The sequence below is a fragment of the Sphingomonas sp. CFBP 8765 genome, assembly GCF_014841445.1.
In the GTDB taxonomy this organism is placed as follows: Bacteria; Pseudomonadota; Alphaproteobacteria; order Sphingomonadales; family Sphingomonadaceae; genus Sphingomonas; species Sphingomonas aerolata.
The window spans coordinates 39879-55255 of sequence record NZ_JACYTY010000002.1 but is presented as its reverse complement, the minus strand read 5'-3'; the positions used below and the strand labels follow the sequence as shown (position 1 = coordinate 55255).

The 15377-nt window shown below is 67.5% G+C and carries 9 protein-coding genes; 5 read left to right on the top strand and 4 right to left on the bottom strand.

The features are described from left to right. The first annotated feature begins 1 nt into the window (after position 1). From gltB to IFT87_RS04685, 3 genes are all read left to right on the top strand, one after another. Positions 2-4516 carry a glutamate synthase large subunit gene (gltB, locus tag IFT87_RS04695; RefSeq protein ID WP_192007767.1) on the top strand — a complete coding sequence of 1505 codons (4515 nt, stop codon included), beginning with the start codon at positions 2-4 and terminating at the stop codon, positions 4514-4516. A gap of 323 nt (positions 4517-4839) precedes the next feature. Then, entirely contained in the window at positions 4840-5514 is a 675-nt protein-coding gene (locus tag IFT87_RS04690; protein WP_031396481.1) for a glutathione S-transferase family protein, read from the top strand. Between the two features lie 2 nt (positions 5515-5516). Beyond that, a complete protein-coding gene (locus IFT87_RS04685; RefSeq protein ID WP_031441545.1) occupies positions 5517-5861 on the top strand; it encodes a tRNA-binding protein in 345 nt (114 codons plus the stop codon). A 34-nt stretch (positions 5862-5895) separates the two neighbouring features. Here IFT87_RS04685 and pepN read toward each other — a convergent pair whose 3' ends face one another. Continuing rightward, a complete protein-coding gene (gene pepN / locus IFT87_RS04680; protein ID WP_037527147.1) occupies positions 5896-8508 on the bottom strand; it encodes an aminopeptidase N in 2613 nt (870 codons plus the stop codon). Positions 8509-8627: 119 nt separating this feature from the next. Here pepN and IFT87_RS04675 point away from each other — a divergent pair, with 119 nt between their 5' ends. Together IFT87_RS04675 and IFT87_RS04670 are read left to right on the top strand one after the other, a co-directional pair. Then, entirely contained in the window at positions 8628-10382 is a 1755-nt protein-coding gene (locus IFT87_RS04675; protein WP_037527145.1) for a M28 family metallopeptidase, read from the top strand. Beyond that, complete coding sequence (locus IFT87_RS04670; protein WP_031441547.1) at positions 10379-11215, top strand: epimerase; 837 nt, start codon at positions 10379-10381, stop codon at positions 11213-11215. The genes IFT87_RS04675 and IFT87_RS04670 overlap by 4 nt, the downstream gene beginning before the upstream one ends. Here the strand turns inward: IFT87_RS04670 and IFT87_RS04665 are convergent. The 3 genes from IFT87_RS04665 to IFT87_RS04655 all read right to left on the bottom strand — a co-directional run bounded on the left by IFT87_RS04665 (position 11128) and on the right by IFT87_RS04655 (position 15364). Continuing rightward, complete coding sequence (locus IFT87_RS04665) at positions 11128-12060, bottom strand: DMT family transporter (RefSeq protein WP_031441548.1); 933 nt, start codon at positions 12058-12060, stop codon at positions 11128-11130. The two genes, IFT87_RS04670 and IFT87_RS04665, sit on opposite strands and share 88 nt — an antisense overlap. Continuing rightward, on the bottom strand, positions 12057-13058 hold the full coding sequence (locus tag IFT87_RS04660) for a threonine aldolase family protein (protein ID WP_031441549.1): 1002 nt from the start codon (positions 13056-13058) through the stop codon (positions 12057-12059). The genes IFT87_RS04665 and IFT87_RS04660 overlap by 4 nt, the downstream gene beginning before the upstream one ends. Before the next feature lie 116 nt (positions 13059-13174). Beyond that, positions 13175-15364: a transglycosylase domain-containing protein gene (locus IFT87_RS04655; RefSeq protein ID WP_192007766.1), complete on the bottom strand. Its 2190-nt coding sequence runs from the start codon at positions 15362-15364 to the stop codon at positions 13175-13177. Positions 15365-15377: the final 13 nt, after the last annotated feature.

Below are 15377 nucleotides of genomic sequence, written 5' to 3'. Positions count from 1 at the left end.
GATGACCGACTCCAGCACCGATCAGCGCCAATATCTCGCCGAGCACGGCATGTACCGTCCCGAATTCGAGGGTGATGCCTGCGGCGTGGGTCTCGTCGCCGCGACCGATGGCCGCGCGTCGCGGCGCGTCGTGCAGTCCGCGGTCGATGCGCTGAAGGCGGTGTGGCACCGCGGCGCGGTCGATGCGGACGGCAAGACCGGTGATGGCGCAGGTCTTCACATCGACCTTCCGCTCAAGTTCTTCGACGATGCGGTCGCCGCTTCGGGGCACAAGGTGCGGCCGAACCGGCTCGCGGTCGGCATGATCTTCCTGCCGCGCACCGATCTGGGGGCGCAGGAGGATTGCCGGACGATCGTCGAGAGCGCGATCATCGAGGCGGGCTATACCATCTATGGCTGGCGCCAGGTGCCCGTCGACGTGTCGGTGATCGGCCAGAAGGCGCAGGCGACGCGCCCCGAGATCGAGCAGATCATGATCGCCGGGCCGCTGCCCGAAGAACAGGACGCCGCCGAGTTCGAGAAGACGCTGTACCTGGTCCGCAGGCGTATCGAGAAGCGCGTGATCGCGGCGCAGATCCAGGGCTTCTACATCTGTTCGCTGTCGTGCCGCTCGATCATCTACAAGGGGCTCTTCCTCGCCGAATCGCTGTCGGTCTTCTATCCCGATTTGTGCGACCAGCGGTTCGAGAGCCGCGTCGCGATCTTCCATCAGCGCTATTCGACCAACACCTTCCCGCAATGGTGGCTGGCGCAACCGTTCCGGTGCCTTGCGCATAACGGCGAAATCAACACGATCCGCGGCAACAAGAACTGGATGCTCTCCCACGAGATCCGGATGGCGAGCCTCGCGTTCGGCGATAATTCGGAGGACATCAAGCCGGTGATCCCGGCAGGCGCGTCCGATACCGCCGCGCTCGATGCGGTGTTCGAGGCGATCTGCCGCTCGGGCCGCGACGCGCCGACCGCAAAGCTGATGCTGGTGCCCGAGGCCGCGAGCCCCGACATGCCGCCCGAGCACCGCGCGATGTACCAGTATCTGGCGTCGGTGATGGAGCCATGGGACGGCCCGGCCGCGCTGGCGATGACCGATGGCCGCTGGGCCGTCGCAGGCATGGACCGCAACGCGCTCAGGCCGCTGCGCTACACGTTGACCGTCGACGGGCTGCTGATCGTCGGATCGGAAAGCGGGATGGTTGTCGTCCCCGAATCGACGATCATCGCCAAGGGGCGGCTCGGGCCGGGCGAGATGATCGCGGTCGACCTCGACGAAGGACGGCTGTTGCAGGACCGCGCGGTCAAGGATCGCATCTCCGGCGAGGCCGACTATGCCGCGATGATCGGCGAGTTCCACACGCTGGCAGACCTGCCGTCGGTCGAGGACGCCGTGGTCCGCTATGATCGCGCCGAGCTGGCGCGACGCCAGGTCGCGGCCGGGCAGACGATCGAGGACATGGAGCTGATCCTGTCGCCGATGGTCGAATCGGCCAAGGAAGCGATCGGATCGATGGGCGACGACACGCCGCTCGCGGTCATTTCGGACAAGCCGCGGCTGATTAGCCAGTTCTTCCGCCAGAATTTCAGCCAGGTGACAAACCCGCCAATCGACCCGCTGCGCGAGCGGCACGTGATGTCGCTCAAGACGCGGTTCGGCAATCTCGCCAACATCCTCGACGTGCGCGACCAGCGCGAGCGCGTGCTGGTGCTCGATTCACCGGTGCTCACCGGTGAGCATTGGGCGCGGCTGAAGGCGCATTTCGGCGGCGCGGTCGCCGAGATCGACTGCACCTTCGACGCGGGCGGCGGCCCGGAGAAGCTGCGCGCGGCGATCCAGCGGATCCGCAACGAGGCCGAGCAGGCGGTCCGCCAGGGCAAGAGCGAACTGTTCCTGACCGACGAGGCGATCGGCGAGGACCGCGTCGGCATCGCCGGCGTGCTCGCGGTGGCGGCGGTGCACACGCATCTCGTCCGTCGCGGCCTGCGCTCCTATGCGTCGATCAACGTGCGCACCGCGGAATGCCTCGACACGCACTATTATGCCGTGCTGATCGGCGTCGGCGCGACCACCGTGAACGCGTATCTGGCCGAGGCCGCGATCGTCGATCGCCAGAGCCGCGGGCTGTTCGGTGATCTCGATCTCGCCGAATGCCTCCGCCGCCACCGCGTCGCGGTCGAAGAGGGGCTGCTCAAGATCATGTCGAAGATGGGCATCGCGGTCATATCGTCCTACCGCGGCGGCTATAATTTCGAGGCGGTCGGCCTGTCGCGCAGCCTGGTGAACGACCTGTTCCCCGGCATGCCCGCGAAGATCAGCGGCGAGGGCTATGCCTCGCTCCACGTCAACGCGACCGATCGCCACGAAGCGGCGTTCGATCCGGCGGTCGCGACGCTGCCGATCGGCGGATTCTATCGCCAGCGCCACACCGGCGAGACGCATGCCTATTCGGCGCAGCTGATGCACCTGCTCCAGACCGCGGTCGCGACCGACAGCTATACGAGCTATCTGCAATTCTCGCGCGGGGTGTCCGACCTGCCGCCGGTGTATCTGCGCGACCTTCTCCAGTTTAACTTCCCGGCCGAGGGCGTGCCCGTCGACCAGGTCGAGGCGATCACCGAGATCCGCAAGCGGTTCGTGACGCCGGGCATGTCGCTCGGCGCTCTCTCTCCCGAGGCGCACGAGACGCTGGCGATCGCGATGAACCGGATCGGCGCGAAGGCGGTGTCGGGCGAGGGTGGCGAGGACAAGTCGCGCTTCGTGCCGTACGCGAACGGCGACAATGCGAACTCGACGATCAAGCAGATCGCCTCCGGCCGGTTCGGCGTGACCGCGGAATATCTGAACGCGTGCGAGGAGATCGAGGTCAAGGTCGCGCAGGGCGCCAAGCCCGGCGAGGGCGGCCAGCTGCCCGGCTTCAAGGTGACCGAGTTTATCGCCAAGCTGCGTCATGCGACGCCCGGCGTGACGTTGATCTCGCCGCCGCCGCACCATGACATCTACTCGATCGAGGATCTGGCGCAGCTCATCTACGACCTGAAGCAGATCAATCCGCGCGCGCGGGTCTGTGTGAAGCTCGTCAGCTCGGCGGGCATCGGCACCGTGGCGGCGGGCGTCGCGAAGGCGCATGCCGACGTGATCCTGATCGCGGGGCATGTCGGCGGGACCGGCGCGTCGCCGCAGACGTCGATCAAATATGCGGGCACGCCGTGGGAAATGGGGCTGTCCGAGGTCAACCAGGTGCTGACGCTCAACGGCCTGCGCGGGCGCGTGCGGCTGCGCACCGATGGCGGGCTCAAGACCGGACGCGACATCGTGATCGCCGCGATCCTCGGCGCGGAAGAGTTCGGGATCGGCACGCTGTCGCTGGTGGCGATGGGCTGCATCATGGTCCGCCAGTGTCATTCGAACACCTGTCCGGTCGGTATCTGCACGCAGAACGACGCGCTCAGGCAGAAGTTCGTCGGCACGCCCGAGAAGGTCATCAACCTGATGACGTTCATCGCCGAGGAAGTCCGCGACATCCTCGCGCGGCTGGGCGTGAAGAGCCTCGACGACGTGATCGGCCGTACCGAGCTGTTGCGGCAGGTCAGCCGTGGTGCCGAGCATCTCGACGATCTCGATCTCAACCCGATCCTCGCCAAGGTCGACGCGTCGGATGCCGAGCGGCGCTTCTCGCTCTCGACCTTCCGCAACGAAGTGCCCGACAGCCTCGACGCGCAGATCATCAAGGATGCCGCGGCGGTGTTCTCGCGCGGCGAGAAGATGCAGCTGACCTATTCGGTGCGCAACACGCACCGCGCGGTGGGCACGCGGCTGTCGAGCGAGATCACGCGCAAGTTCGGCATGTCGACGCTCGCCGACGATCACGTCACGATCCGGTTGCGCGGCTCGGCGGGCCAGTCGCTCGGTGCGTTCCTCTGCAAGGGGATCACGCTCGAGGTGTTCGGCGATTCGAACGACTATGTCGGCAAGGGACTGTCGGGGGGGACGATCATCGTCCGGCCCGCGGTGAGTTCGCCGCTCGCCAGCCAGGACAACACGATCATCGGCAACACCGTGCTCTATGGCGCGACCAGCGGCCGGCTGTTCGCGGCGGGGCAGGCGGGCGAGCGGTTCGCAGTCCGCAACTCGGGCGCGACCGTGGTCGTCGAGGGCTGCGGCGCGAACGGCTGCGAATATATGACCAACGGAATCGCGGTCGTCCTCGGCGCGGTGGGGGCGAACTTCGGCGCCGGGATGACCGGGGGGATGGCGTTCGTCTATGATCCCGAGGGCCTGTTCGCAAAGCGCGCCAATCCCGAGAACATCACCTGGGACCGGGTGAAGTCGCTCCACTGGGCGGACGTCCTGCTCGACCTGGTGCGCGACCATGCGGATACGACCGACAGCAAATGGTCGAAGGGCCTGCTCGAGGACTGGGACCGGGTGGCACCGCATTTCTGGCAGATCGTGCCGAAGGAAATGCTGACGCGCCTGCCGCATCCGCTGGACGACAGCGCGGAGCTGGTCGCGGCGGAATAGCGGTGCTTCCACCACCCCGGCGAAGGCCGGGGCCCAGTTGAAAAGGTCGCAGTAACGGAGCGCGGTGCTTCGTTACCTACGGCCCCCAATTGGGCCCCGGCCTTCGCCGGGGAGGGGGAAAGAAGGGGGTTCACGCGGAGACGCGGAGACGCGGAGCTTGAATCCCCTCGTCGCTTTTCGATCGCGAACGGTGATGAAGGAGCTTCGCTCACAGCGAGCGCAACACCTCCGCGCCTCCGCGCCTCCGCGCGAACCCAATCTTCTTACGCACCGGCAAACCCGCGCTAGTGACACACCCGCCCGATGCCGCCTAAACGGACGCTATGTGGCAGCTTTATCAATTCCCCTTATGTCCCTTCTCGCGAAAGGTGCGCTTGCTGCTGGGTGAGAAGGGCATCGGCTACGAGCTCGTCCGCGAATCGCCCTGGGAACGGCGTGACGAGTTCATGGACATGAACCCCGCGGGGCAGACGCCGGTGATGGTCGATGCGTCGCGCGGCGTCGCGCCGCTGATCGATTCGATGGCGATCTGCGAATTTTTCGAGGAAACCGTCGAGAAGTCGGCGATGATCAACGGCACCGCGACCAACCGCGCGGAGATCCGCCGGCTGGTGACGTGGTTCGACACGCATTTCTATCGCGACGTGACCGGCCCCTTGCTCCACGAGCGGATGGTCAAGCGCCTCGCGCACCGCGCCGCACCCGATGCCAAGGGCCTGCGCGAGGCGATGAAGGCAGCGGTGGGGCATCTGGACTACACCGATTACCTGCTCGATCACCGCAACTGGCTCGGCGGCGCGACGATGAGCCTCGTTGATCTGGCCGCCGCGGCGCAGATCTCGGTCACGGATTATCTCGGCGGGATCGACTGGAAGGGGCACGACCAGACGGCACGCTGGTATCGCGGGTTCAAGAGCCGGCCGAGCTTTCGTCCCTTGCTGAGCGAGCGCATGGAATTGATCGCGCCGCCCGCGCATTACGACAATGTGGACTTCTGACGATGGCCGAGCCCGGAATCGCGTTCGACGACTTTGCTAGGGTGGATATCCGGGTCGGGACGATCATCGCGGTCGAGCCCTTTCCCGAGGCCCGCAAGCCTGCGTTCAAGCTGACGATCGATTTCGGTGACACGATCGGGACCAAGCGATCCTCGGCCCAGATCACCGACCATTATTCGCCCGAGACGCTCGTCGGCCGCCAAGTCGCCGCGGTGGTCAATTTTCCACCGCGGCAGATCGGGCCGATGATGTCCGAGGTGCTGACGCTGGGCTTTCCCGATGCCGACGGCAAGGTCGTGCTGATCGCACCGTCCGAGCCCGTCCCGAACGGCGGCCGCCTCTTCTGACGCGGCGCCGTCCGGGCCGAATACGGCCCGGATCCTAGCCCTCGAGGCTTTTCGAGCTCTGCTCGACCATGTCGCGCGACAAGCCGGGCGTGTTCAGGATCCGCTCGAGTTCCGCGCGCATCAGCCCGGCGCGTTTGGCGTCGAACCGGCGCCAGCGACCAAGCGGCGGCAGGAGCTTTGCCGCCGTCTGCGGATTGAGCCGGTCGAGCGCGATCAGATGATCCGCGAGGAAGCGATAGCCGCTGCCGTCGATCGCATGGAAGGCGCGCTGGTTCGCCGCGAACGCGCCGATGAGCGCGCGCGCGCGGTTCGGATTGGTCAGCGTGAAGTCGGGATGGCGGGCGAGCGCCGCGACGACCGTGCCGGTATCGTCGCGCGACGACTGGGCCTGGGTCTGGAACCACTTGTCGAGCACCAGCGGATTGCTGCTGTAGCGCGCGTAGAAGCGGTCGAGCGCCGCGTCGCGCTGTGCCGCCGTCGAGCTGACGAGCGCGGTCAGCGCGCCCTGGCGGTCGGTCATGTTGTCCGCCCCCTCGAACTGCGCGAGTGCCAGTTCGGCGGCGTCGGGGGCGTCGCTCGCCATGATATAGGCGAGCGCGACCGAGCGCAGCCGGCGCAGGCCCTTGCCCTCGGGCGTATAGGCAAAGGGTGCCGAACCGGCGCGCGCATGCGCCTGGCGCCACTGGCGTTCGAGCTGCGTGCCGAGATCGCGACGCAGGCCGTCGCGCGCGCGGAAGATGGCGTCGGGATCGACGATCCGCATCTGGTCGCCGATAAAACTCTCGGAGGGGAGCATCACCGCTTCGGCGATGAAGGCGGGGTCGAGATCGGGATCCTCCAGCGTCCGGGCGACCGCGGCGATCACACCGTCATGCTCCGCGCGACCCGTGCTCGCGCTGGCCACGAGCGTCTCGAGCATCAGCTGCTGCATCGCCTCGTACCGCGCGAAGGGATCGTCGTCATGCGCGCTGAGAAAGGCGAGATCCGCGGCGCTGCGATCGCTTTCGACCACGACCGGCGCGGAAAAGCCGCGATTGATCGACAGGACCGGGCGTTCGTCGATCCCCTCGAACCGGATCGTCTCGCCCGGCCCGTCGAGCAGGACGAGCCGTTCGTCGATCAGCGCGGTGCCCGTGTCGGCGCCGAACAGCTTGATCGCGAGCGGCAGGACCATCGGCGCCTTGTCCGGCTGGCCCGGCGTGGCGGGTACATGCTGTGCCAGGGTCAGCGTCGCGCTCTGCGCCACGGGATCATGCGACAGGCTCGCCGAGAGGCGCGGGGTGCCCGCCTGCGAATACCAGAGGCGGAACTGCGTCAGATCGATCCCGCTCGCCTCTTCCATGCTGGCGACGAAATCCTCGCAGGTCGCGGCGGTGCCGTCGAAGCGGTCGAAATACAGATCGGTCCCCGCCCGGAAGTTCTTCGGCCCGAGGATCGCCGCCATCATGCGGATCAGCTCGGCGCCCTTGTTGTAGATCGTCGCGGTGTAGAAGTTGGAGATCTCCTGATAGGATTCGGGGCGGACGGGATGCGCGAGCGGCCCTGAATCCTCGGGAAACTGCGACGCACGCAGGCCGCGGACGTCCTCGATCCGCTTGACCGCACGGCTGCCCTGGTCGGCGGAGAAACCCTGGTCGCGATAGACCGTGAAGCCCTCCTTCAGCGACAGCTGGAACCAGTCGCGGCAGGTGATCCGGTTGCCCGACCAGTTGTGGAAATATTCATGCGCGACGACCGCGGCGATCGCGTCATAGTCGTAATCGGTCGCGGTATCGGGGTCGGCCAGGATGTAGCGCGAGTTGAAGATGTTGAGCCCCTTGTTCTCCATCGCGCCGAAGTTGAAGTCGTCGACCGCGACGATGTTGAACACGTCGAGATCATATTCGCGGCCATAGGTCGCCTCGTCCCAGGCCATGGAGAGCGCCAGCGCCTCGAGCGCATGATCGGTCTTGGCGAGGTCCGCCTTGCGCACCCAGATGCCGAGCGAAACCTCGCGCCCCGACATCGTCGTGAAACGGCCCGAATTGACCGCGAGATCCCCGGCGACGATCGCGAAGAGATAGGAGGGCTTGGGGAAGGGGTCGTTCCATTCCGCCCAGTGGCGGCCATCGGCGAGATCGCCCTGTGCGACGGGGTCGCCGTTCGCCAGCAGCACGGGGAAGCGCGCCTTGTCCGCCGTCATCCGCACCGAATAGCGGCTGAGCACGTCGGGGCGGTCGGGGAAATAGGTGATGCGGCGAAACCCCTCCGCCTCGCACTGCGTGCACAGATTGCCGCCCGAGGCATAGAGCCCCATCAGCTGGGTGTTGCGGTCGGGGGCGATCTCGACCTCGGTCTCGACGACATGCGCGTCGCCCGACAGGGGGATCACCAGCTGCTCGCCCTCGAAATGCCAGTCGTTGACCGCGACGCCGTCGACCATGATCGACAGCGGTCGCTGGCCTGCCCCATCGAGCTTCAGCGGATCGCGGTGGTCACCGTTGCGGGTGACGGACAGCGTCGCGATGACGCGCGTCGCGGACGGATCGAGCGTGAACTCCAGCCGTGTCGTCGGCACCAGCCAGGCCGGCGCCGTATAATCCACCCGGCGAATGGCGACCGGGGCAGCGATGTCGGGCTGGGCGAGGCTGTGTTGGATGTCGAGCATAGACGTCGAATATAGGGGCCGTCGCGGGCTCCGCCAGCCAAAGCTTGCCGGGCTGTGCTTGCGTGTCGCGGCCGGCGTGCTACCCGGCTGCAACACGTTCGTCTTGCGAGGATTTCGGCATGTATCGGTTCATCGGCGCGCTCTCGGTGCTCGCCCTCTCCACGGCGACGCTGGCGCAGACGTCGGCCCCGCAACCGAAAGCCGCCGCGCCGACACCGGCAGCCGCATCGGGGTCCACCCCGGCGGCCACCCCGGCGGCAAAGCCCGACCCGGCGATCCTCAATGCACGGCTCGCAGCGCCGCTGCCGGCGGATCAGGCGGCGATGAAGGCGCACGTCCTGTTCCTCGCCTCCGATGCGATGAAGGGGCGCGAGGCGGGCAGCCCCGAGTTCGACATCGCCGCGCAATATGTCGCGGCGCAATTCTATGCCGCCGGTCTGCGGCCAGGTGGTGACGATGCCGGCTATCTGCAGCGCGTGCCGCTGGTCAGCTACAAGGCCGCGGACAAGGGCAGCTTCACCTGGACGCCGCAGTCTGGCGCCGCGCAGCCGCTCGTGTTTGCGGCAGATTATGTCCCCGCCGCCAACGGTGCGAAGGCGGATACCGCGGTGTCGGCGCCGATCGTGTTCGTCGGTTATGGCATCGACGCCCCGCAATACGGCCAGAACGACTATGCCGGCGTCGACGTGCGCGGCAAGATCGTCGCCTATTTCGGTGGTGCGCCGGCGCGGTTCAGCGGCGAGGAACGTGCCTTTTTCGGATCCGGCGGCACCAAGGCCCGGACCGCCGAAAGCAAGGGGGCGGTCGGCGTGATCACGCTCGAAAGCCCGCGCACCGCCAAGGCCCGCCCGTTCGCGCGATCTGCACAATTTTACGACGCTGCCCGGATGACCTGGGCCAACCCCGACGGCACCGGCAAGGTCGACGCGCCCGGCGCGCCGTCGCTCGGCACGCTGAGCGTCGCAGGCGCGACCAAGTTGTTCGGCGCGTCGTGGAAGGCGATCGCCAAGCAGGCGCGGTCGGACAATGCCAAGTTCAGGTCCGCACCGCTTGCGGGCACGCTGACGGTCGCGACCAAGACGAGCTTCGCGCCGGCGGCAAGCAGCAATGTCGTCGGCGTCATTCCCGGCACCGATCCGGTGCTCGGCAAGGAGGTCGTCGTGCTGTCCGCGCATCTCGACCATATCGGCATCACCCGGCCCGCGAACGGCGCGAAGGACGGCGATGCGCTCAACAACGGCGCGCTCGACAATGCGATCGGCATCGCCAGCCTGATCGAGGAAGCCAAGCGCTTCACGACCAGCGGCAAGGGTTCGAAGCGCACGTTGATCTTCCTCGCGGTCACGGGCGAGGAAAAGGGGCTGGTCGGCAGCGATTATTTCACCAACCACCCGACCGTGCCGCTCGCCAATATCGTCGCGGACGTGAACCTCGACATGCCGATCCTGACCTACAAGTTCGAGGACATGGTGGTGTTCGGCGCGGAGCGATCGACGCTCGGTCCGATCGTCCAGACGGCGGTCGCGGCGATCGGTGTCGGCCTGTCGCCCGATCCGATGCCCGAAGAGGGAATCTTCGTCCGCTCGGATCATTTCCGCTTCGTTCAGAAGGGGATCCCGGCGGTGTTCCTGTGGCCGGGGCAGAAGGGGCCGGGCAAGGCCGCGGTCGCCTATTTCATGGCGAACAATTATCACAAGCCGTCTGACGATCTGTCGCAGCCGATCCTGTGGGATCAGGGCGTGCGGTTCGTTGATGCGAACTACCGGATCGCGCGTGAGATCGCCGATGGCGCGGAGCGGCCGGTCTGGAATGCGGGCGACTATTTCGGCACGCTCTACAAGGGCCCGATGGGTCGGGCGGCGGCCGCGAAATGAGCCGGCTGCTCGTCTTCGGCCTCGGCTATACCGCGTCGCGGATCGCACGCCGCCTGGCCGGGGACGGGTGGCATGTCGTCGGCACGTCGCGCGACGGTCGCGACGGCACGATCCGGTTCGACGACGCCGCCGCGGTCATGACGGAGATCGCCGCGGCGACGCATATCCTGTCCTCGGTCCCGCCCGAGCATGACGCCGACCCCGTTCTGGCGCGCTACGGAGCGGCGCTGCTTAGAACGCGCGCCTGGCTCGGCTATCTGTCGTCGACCGGCGTCTACGGCGATGCCGGTGGTGCCTGGGTCGACGAGACCGCGCCGATCGGCGGCGGACGCCGGAGTGCGCGCGCGGCGGCGGATGCCGACTGGCTCGCGATCGGCGCGCGGACCTTTCGCCTGCCCGGCATCTACGGCCCCGGCCGGTCGCCGCTCGACCGCGTGCGCGAGGGCAAGGCGCACCGGATAGACCAGCCGGGCCAGGTGTTCAGTCGCGCGCATGTCGACGATATCGGCGCGGGCGTGATCGCGGCGTTCGATGCGCCGGCGGGCGCCTATAATCTGGCGGATGACGTTCCGGCGTCGCAGAACGACGTCGTCGCCTTCGCCGCGGCGCTGCTCGGTCTGCCCGCGCCGCCGTTCGTGACGATCGAGCAGCTGTCGGCGATGGGCCGTGGTTTCTATGCCGAGAACCGGCGGGTCGCGAACGGCAAGGCGAAGCGCGTCCTGCGCTGGACCCCGACCTGGCCGGATTACCGGGCGGGTCTGCGGGCGCTGAGCGCGATGACGAGTCCTGCCCCTGCGAGTACCGCACCGGCCACCGCCAGCGTCGACCAGTGATAATGCTCGAAGATCGTCGATAAGATCATCGCGATGACCGGGACGATCACCCCCGAATAGGCCGCCTTGGCAGGCCCGATCGCGCGGATGACGTTGAAATAGAGCGGGAAGGCGAGCGCGGAGGCGAAGATGCCGAGATAGAGGATCCCGGCGATATAGCCCAGCCGCAGCTCGAACACCGGCGGCCCGGTGGTGATCCAGGCGAAGGTCGCGTCGAGCGTCGCGCCGATCAGCATCGCGATCGCCAGCATCGGGGCCATCGGATAGCGTTTCGCAAACGCGCTGCCCTGCATGACATTGGCGATCGACGCGGCCAGGACGCCGCCCAGCGTCAGGGCGATGCCGATGGTCGCGGACTGCGGACCATGCGGATCGACCCGCGCCTCGTTGACGAACAGCAATGCGACGCCCGCCATCGCGACGGCGCACCCGAGCATCAATTGTCGCCCGAGCTTCTGCCCCAGGAAGATGCGGCCGAACACCGCGTTGGGGACGAGCAGCAACGCGAAGACCACCGCGACCAGCCCCGACGTCACATAATGCTCGGCACGGTAGACGAAGTTGAAGTTGAACGTGAACAGCGCGGTGCCGATGATCGCGGCAAAGGCGTAGCCGCGGGCGTCGAGCAGGAGGCTTTCGCGCTTCACCCGCGCATAGATGGCCATCGCAATGCCGGCGATGAGGAAGCGGTAGCTGATCGACCAGCTCGGCGGCACCACCGCGATCTGGTCGCGGATGACGAGCCAGGTCGACCCCCAGATCAGCGTGACGATCCCGAACGGGACCAGCACCGCCGCGCGCGTCGACTGGATCGGGGGTTGCGGCGAACCGGACGGCCCGGTCATAACGACCGGATCGCGTCCGCGAGCTGGTCGACCGGACCGACCGGTGTGTCCCACGCGGTCACCAGCCGGATCTCGCCCGCTGCCCAGTCATAGAAATCGAACCCCTGCGCGCGGAGCGCGGCGGCCTCGTCGGGGGTCGCGCGGAGAAAGACCTCGTTGGCCTCGACCGGATGGACGAGGCGGTCGCCCGCGGCCGCGGCCAGTCGCGTGGCAGCCTGGTTCGCGGCCTCGCCATTGGCGAGCCAGAGGTCGTCCTCGAGCATCGCGAGGATCTGTGCGGCGAGGTATCGCCCCTTTGACAGGAGCAGGCCCGCCCTCTTGCGGCGATACTGGGTGACGGCGGCGAGCTGGGGTTTGAAGAACACCAGCGCCTCCGCGCTCATCGCGCCGTTCTTGACGAAGCCGAAACTCAGCGCGTCGACGCCTGCGCGCCACGTCATGTCGGCGGGCGAGCATCCCGCATGGACCATCGCATTTGCAAAACGTGCGCCGTCCATGTGGAAGCCGAGGCCGCGCTCACGCGCGAGCGCGCCGATCTCGGCGACTTCGTGGGGGCGGTAAACCTGGCCATATTCGGTGGCGTTGGTGATCGAGATCGCGTGCGGCTGGACGCGGTGGACGTCGTCGGGGATCGCGTCGAGAACGGTGCGGATCGTCGACGGTGTCAGCTTCGCGCCCTCCCCATCGGCGAGGAACAGCTTGGCGCCGTGGGTGTAGAATTCGGGCGCGCCGCCCTCGTCGTTCTGGATATGCGCGTCGCGGTGGCAGACGATGCCGCCATGCGGCGGGCACAGCGCGGCGAGCGCGAGGCAGTTGGCGGCCGTGCCGGTGGGCACCCACAGCACCGCGACCTCGGTCTCGAACAGCGCCGACAGGCGGCCGTCGAGCTGCTGGCTCCATTGATCGCCCGCATAGGCGGTGTCGAGCGTATCGGCGGCGGCGATCGCGGCCATGACCTGCGGATGGATCTTGGCGGCGTTGTCGGAGAAAAAGCGCATGGTGAGGACATGCTGCGATGCAGTGATGGCGTCAACGGGCGCTTCGCCTGGGTCGCCCCCTTCGACGTCGTTATCCCGGGGCCTGACTTTCGTCAGGATGACGGCGGGGGATCGAACTACTGCCCCTCGTCAAATCCCGGTTCCTCCTCGGGCGGCCGGCGATCGTCGCGTGGTGGCCCATCCTCCGGTCGATCGCGGCGTGCGGGGCCGACCGAGATCGTCCCGTCCTCGCCCATCTTCAGGTTGAAGCCGAGCCCCTCGATCTCGCCGCCGAGCGGCAGGACGCTGTTGTCCCCGTCTTCGGGGGGCAGTGCATCGGGGTCGATTTCCTCGACCGGCGGCGCGGGGGCGGCGACGGGGGCGATGCCCAGCGCGGACTGCATAAAGTCGCGCCAAATCCGCGCCGGGATGCCACCGCCAGACAGGCCGGGATTCGAACTATTGTCGTCGTTGCCGACCCATACGCCGACCACCAGGTCGCGCGCGAAGCCGACGAACAGCGCATCCTTGTTGTCCGACGTCGTCCCGGTCTTGCCGAACGCATCGACCGTCAGGTTGGCGCTCCGCCCGGTTCCGTTGCGGATCGAGGCGGCGAGCAGATCGAGCATCTCGTCATGGATCTTCGGCGGCAGGGCGGTCGAACCGCCGGTCAGCGACTGATACCAGCCCTTTTCCCGAACATCGGCCAGCCCGCGCGGCTGCACCGGATAGGTCTCGCGCGCGATCGCGGCATAGGCGGCGGTCAGTTCGAGCAGCGACACGGTCGAGGTGCCGAGGCCGATCGTCGCCTCGTTCGGAATGGGCGTGGAAATCCCCAGGTCGCGCGCGGCCTTGATCACCGCCCGGACGCCGACCTGTTGCGTCAGCCGGGCGGCGGCAACGTTGGACGATCGGGCAAATGCCTGGCGCAGCGTGATCGTCCCCTGATAGCGGCCGTCGCTGTTCTTGGGCGTCCAGTCGCCGATCGTCACCGGGCGGTCCTCGATCGTCGAATCGGGTGTCATCCCCGCGCGCATCGCGGCGAGATAGACGAACAGCTTGAACGTCGATCCGGGCTGGCGACGCGCCTGCGTCGCGCGGTTGAACGGGCTCTTGCGGTAATCCTTGCCACCGACCATCGCGACGACCCGGCCGTCGGGGCGCATCGCCACCAGCGCGACCTGCGCCTCGCGCAGTCCGGCGCGCGCGACGGTGCGTTCGGCGGCGCGTTGCAGCCGCGGATCGAGCGTGGTCCGGACGGTCGTCTCGGTCTTCACCTCGCCCGCCTGGTCGCGCGCCTCGGGCAGGATCCAGTCGGCGAAATAGGTGCCGTTGGGGAGTTGCGTCGGGCGGTTCGCCAGCACGCGTTGCGGGCGGACCGCATCGCCCTCCGCTTCGGTAAGGAAGCCTGCGGCGACCATCGCGCCGACGACGACGGCTTCACGCTTGCGCGCACCCTCGAGGTTGGAGGTCGGGGCGAGCCGCGACGGCGCCTTGACCAGGCCGGCGAGCATCGCTGCCTGGCCGACGTTCAGCGCCGCGGGTGTCCGGCCGAAATAATGCTTGGCAGCCGCGCTGATCCCATAGGTGTTGTCGCCGAAATACACGTTCGACAGATAGCGCGAGAGGATCTCGTCCTTCGACAGCCATGCCTCGAGCCAGACGGCGATCATCGCCTCGCGGATCTTGCGCGTCGCGGTGCGATCCGAATCGAGGAACGCGTTCTTCGCAAGCTGTTGCGTGATCGTGCTGCCGCCCTGACGCACCCCGCCCGACCCGAGATTCGCCCAGGCCGCGCGCGCGATCCCGCGCGGGTCGATACCCCAGTGCGAATAGAAGCGGCGGTCCTCGATCGCGAGGAACGCCTCGCGCACGTGCGGCGGCAGCGTCGCCGCGTCGACCGGTTTGCCGATGATCGCGCCGCGCCGTGCGATCGGCGTGCCGTCATCGGCGGTCAGCGTGATCGAGGGCGGGGTCGGCGGCTGCAGTGATTTCGACAGGGGCGCGGTGATCGCCAGCCAAATGATCGCGATCACCAGCAGGATGATGCCGATACCGGTGCCGCGCACGATCCACCGGCCGATCCCGCCCCGCCTGCGCCGCGGTGTTGCGGGCTGGGGGTAGCCATCGTCCTGGCGGGGATCGTAATTGCCGTCCGGATCTTCGCCCAGTCGCTCGCGCTCATATTTCTCGCGCAGGCGTTCGCGCTCGGTGATCAACCGTTCGCGTTCATAGGCATAGGGCTCGCGTTCGCCGGACATGCCGGAGCCGGATCGGGCGGGGTCGAAGGGATCGGGGCGCATCGGATCGTTCCAGCGGTCGGGCATCTGGTGTGTTATC

Excerpts from the sequence above, each read along its gene's own strand:
- gltB (WP_192007767.1), top strand. The coding sequence starts at position 2 with ATGACCGACTCCAGCACCGATCAGCGCCAATATCTCGCCGAGCACGGC.
- IFT87_RS04690 (WP_031396481.1), top strand. The coding sequence starts at position 4,840 with ATGTGGCAGCTTTATCAATTCCCCTTATGTCCCTTCTCGCGAAAGGTG.
- IFT87_RS04685 (WP_031441545.1), top strand. The coding sequence starts at position 5,517 with ATGGCCGAGCCCGGAATCGCGTTCGACGACTTTGCTAGGGTGGATATC.
- pepN (WP_037527147.1), bottom strand. The coding sequence starts at position 8,508 with ATGCTCGACATCCAACACAGCCTCGCCCAGCCCGACATCGCTGCCCCG.
- IFT87_RS04675 (WP_037527145.1), top strand. The coding sequence starts at position 8,628 with ATGTATCGGTTCATCGGCGCGCTCTCGGTGCTCGCCCTCTCCACGGCG.
- IFT87_RS04670 (WP_031441547.1), top strand. The coding sequence starts at position 10,379 with ATGAGCCGGCTGCTCGTCTTCGGCCTCGGCTATACCGCGTCGCGGATC.
- IFT87_RS04665 (WP_031441548.1), bottom strand. The coding sequence starts at position 12,060 with ATGACCGGGCCGTCCGGTTCGCCGCAACCCCCGATCCAGTCGACGCGC.
- IFT87_RS04660 (WP_031441549.1), bottom strand. The coding sequence starts at position 13,058 with ATGCGCTTTTTCTCCGACAACGCCGCCAAGATCCATCCGCAGGTCATG.
- IFT87_RS04655 (WP_192007766.1), bottom strand. The coding sequence starts at position 15,364 with ATGCCCGACCGCTGGAACGATCCGATGCGCCCCGATCCCTTCGACCCC.